This is a genomic window from Roseateles sp. (assembly GCF_046300915.1).
In the GTDB taxonomy this organism is placed as follows: domain Bacteria; phylum Pseudomonadota; class Gammaproteobacteria; order Burkholderiales; family Burkholderiaceae_C; genus Kinneretia.
On sequence record NZ_JBKCLH010000004.1, the window covers coordinates 1 to 3,152 of the forward strand.

Here is a 3,152-nt window from a genome sequence, read left to right on the forward strand (position 1 = left end):
GTGATGCTGATGGCCTGCCTGGCCCAGATCGGCCCGGCCCTGGTGCTGGCGCCGGCCGTGGCCTGGCTGTACTGGAGTGGCGACAGCGGCTGGGCCACGGTGCTGCTGATCTGGACCCTGCTGGTGACCACGCTGGACAACTTCCTGCGCCCCTGGCTGATCAAGAAAGGCGCCGACCTGCCCTTGCTGCTGATCTTCGCCGGTGTGATCGGCGGCTTGTTGGCCTTCGGCCTGGTGGGCCTGTTCATCGGCCCGGTGGTGCTGGCCGTGACCTACACCTTGCTGGAAGCCTGGATCAGCGAGGGCCTGCCGGCGAAGGCACAGGCGCTGAGCGAGAAGACGGCGGCGCGCCCGGCTTCAGGCGGGCGCCGCGCACCTCGAAACTGATGCGCTGCAGCTCGCGGCCGCGACCGTCCAGCAGGCGCAGCTGATGCCGCCCCGGCCAGGGCGCCCAGTTCAGCTGGCGCCCGCGGCCGAGGATCTTGCCGTCCAGCTCCCATTGGCCGTCCTGCCCCTCGAAGCGGATCTTCTGTGCCTGCGGCGGCATGTCGGGGTCGAGCGCAAACAGGCTGCCGTCCACCGGGCTGACGATGCCCAGGGCCGAAGCCTGGCGCTGCAACTGGCTGCCCGCGCCCCAGAGCGCCTGCTCGGTGCCGCGCACAAACCACTCGCGCCGTGCCGGTTCGGCCACGCCGTCGAATTGAACCGTCAGCGGCAGGACTGTGGCCGGCGCCGCCGGCGCACGCGAAGGCCGGCCTTGGTGCAGATAGCGCATCAGCCCGGCCCAGACCGGCGCCGCGCCGCTGATGCCACTGACCCCGTGCATGGGCGCGCCACTGGCATTGCCGACCCAGACACCCACGGTGTAACGATCACTGAAACCCAGGCACCAGTTGTCGCGCATATCCTTGCTGGTGCCGGTCTTGACCGCCGCATAGCTGGCCAGCGCCAGCGGGCTGTCCAGGCCGAAACCGATGGCGCGGGCGTTGTTGTCGGCCAGCATGTCGGCGACGATGAAGCTGGCCCCGGCGTCGGCCACACGGCGGCGGCCCGACTGCGCTGTCGGCGCCTGCGCCTGCAGCTGAACCGGCCCCAGCACGCCCCCGTTGGCCAGGCTGCGGTAGGCATTGGCCAGGTTCAGCAGTGTCACATCGGCGCTGCCCAGGGCCAACGAGAGGCCATAAAAGCCCGCCGTCTCGCCCAGCTGCAATCCGAGCTGATTCAGGCGCTCGAACACCGCATCGCTGCCCAGCATGGCCATCAGGCGCACAGCCGGCACATTGAGGCTGCTGCCCAGGGCACTGCGCGCAGAGACGAACCCCTTGAACTGGCGGTCGTAGTTCTGCGGCACGTAGAGGCCCGCGGGCGTGTTGATCTGCGCCGGTGAATCCTCCAGCAGGCTGGCGGCCGTGATCAGGCGCCGCTCCAGCGCCAGCTGGTAGATGAAGGGCTTGAGCGTGGAGCCCGGCTGGCGCCGTGCCAGCACGCCGTCCACCTGGGCGGCAGCCGAGAAGGCGCCGCTGCTGCCCACCCAGGCGCGCACCTGGCCGCTGGCGTTGTCGAGCACGATCACCGCGCCGTCCTCGACATTGCGGCCGTTCAGCTCGGCCAGCTGGTTCTTGAGCAGCTGGGCGGCATAACGCTGCAGATGAGCGTCCAGGCTGCTGCGCTGGCGCGCCGGGCCCTCGGGGCGCAGCAGCTGGCGGGCGATATGCGGCGCCAGCTGCTCGCCCAAGGGCATGGTGGCCGGGCGCAGCAAGGCCGCTTCAGCCTGGCCGGCCACGGCCTCGCAGCCCAGGCCTTGCAGCTTGAGCAGGCCGCAGGCGCGCTGGCTCCAGGCGGCCGCGCTGGCATTGGGCGCGCGCAGCAAAGCGGCGGCCAGGGCGCCCTCCACCGCCGTCAAGCCAGCCGGATGCTTGCCGAACAGCACTTGCGAGAGCGCATGGATACCGACCAGCTCGCCGCGAAATGGCACGCTGTTGACATAGGCCTCGAGGATCTGCGCCTTGGTCCAGCGCCGTTCCAGCTGGGACGCCAACCAGACCTGGCCCAGCTTCTGGCCCGCGCTGCGGCCGCCGGCCGGGCGGGCCAGGCCGGCGTCGATCAAGCCGGCCAGCTGCATGGTCACCGTTGACGCGCCGCGCGTGCGCTGGTTCCAGAGATTGGCCCAGGCGCTGCTGGCCACGGCGCCCCAGTCGACGCCGCTGTGCTCGTAAAAGCGCCGGTCCTCGCCCAGCAAAATCGCCTGCAGCAAGGCCGGCGAGAGCTGGTTCAAAGGCAGCCAGTCGAGCGCGCGCCGCTGAGGATCGAGGCGCAGGGTCTGCAGCGGCTCGCCACGTCGGTCCAGCAAGGTGTAGTCCGACACGCGGTGCGCGGCCTTCAGCTCCTGGAAGCTGGGCTGGGCCCAGGCCGGCGCGCTCGCGGCGAGCAGGCCGGCCAGCAGCCATGCCCCGCGAGCGCATCCCCTCAAGGCGCCACCTCCAGCGAGGCCTGCGGCAGCTCGGCAAAGTTTTCGGGCGCGTACATGGCCTCGACCCGGGTGCCCGGCATCTGGAATCGGCCGGCGTTGTTCAGGCGCACGGTGTACTCCAGCACATGCTTGCCGCGCGGCAGGCGCTCGAAATAGGCACGCCAGGCCTCGTGGCTGCGCTCCTCAAAGGTGGGGCGCACGCGTGCATCGTCGGCCGCCTCATTGCTGCGACTGAGCTCGGCCACGCGCTCGGCGCCCAGGATGGCGCCGCCCGCCGGCAACGGATCGGCCAGCACCACCCAGGCCATATCGCTGCCCGCCTCGAGCTCCAAACGCACGCGTAATACATCGCCACGACTCCAGCGCCCAGCGACCTTCTGCTCCACGGCTTGCACGGTGCGTTGCAGGCGGTAGCCCACGCTGGCCGCTTGCTTGAGCGGCACGGCAGCCAGCGATTGCACGGTCAGCCAGGGCTTGCCCGTGCCCTTGTGCTCCACGTTCAGGGTGCCGCTGTTCCAGGGCAGCAAGAGCTTGCCGCCGTCAGGCTGGCGCGTCCAATCCAGAGTTTGCAGCGGCGTCAAGCCCGCAGGCAAGACGGAGGCAACGCTGAGCCCGGCGCCACTGCAAACCCTGGATTGGACGCGCCAGCCTGACGGCGGCAAGCTCTTGCTGCCCTGGAACA

3 protein-coding genes are annotated in these 3,152 nt (G+C 70.4%); 1 reads left to right on the forward strand and 2 read right to left on the reverse strand.

Annotated elements, in window-relative coordinates:
* Positions 1-387 (forward strand): AI-2E family transporter (locus tag ACK5F2_RS00210; protein WP_409861936.1); only part of this gene is annotated, 387 nt, incomplete at its 5' end.
* On the opposite strand, the gene pbpC is transcribed toward ACK5F2_RS00210, so the two are convergent.
* Positions 296-2,470: a penicillin-binding protein 1C gene (gene pbpC / locus ACK5F2_RS00215; RefSeq protein ID WP_409861937.1), complete on the reverse strand. Its 2,175-nt coding sequence runs from the start codon at positions 2,468-2,470 to the stop codon at positions 296-298. The genes ACK5F2_RS00210 and pbpC overlap by 92 nt on opposite strands.
* Entirely contained in the window at positions 2,467-3,051 is a 585-nt protein-coding gene (locus tag ACK5F2_RS00220; RefSeq protein WP_409861938.1) for a hypothetical protein, read from the reverse strand. Before ACK5F2_RS00220 ends, pbpC begins: the two co-directional genes overlap by 4 nt.
* Between the last annotated feature and the right edge of the window lie 101 nt (positions 3,052-3,152).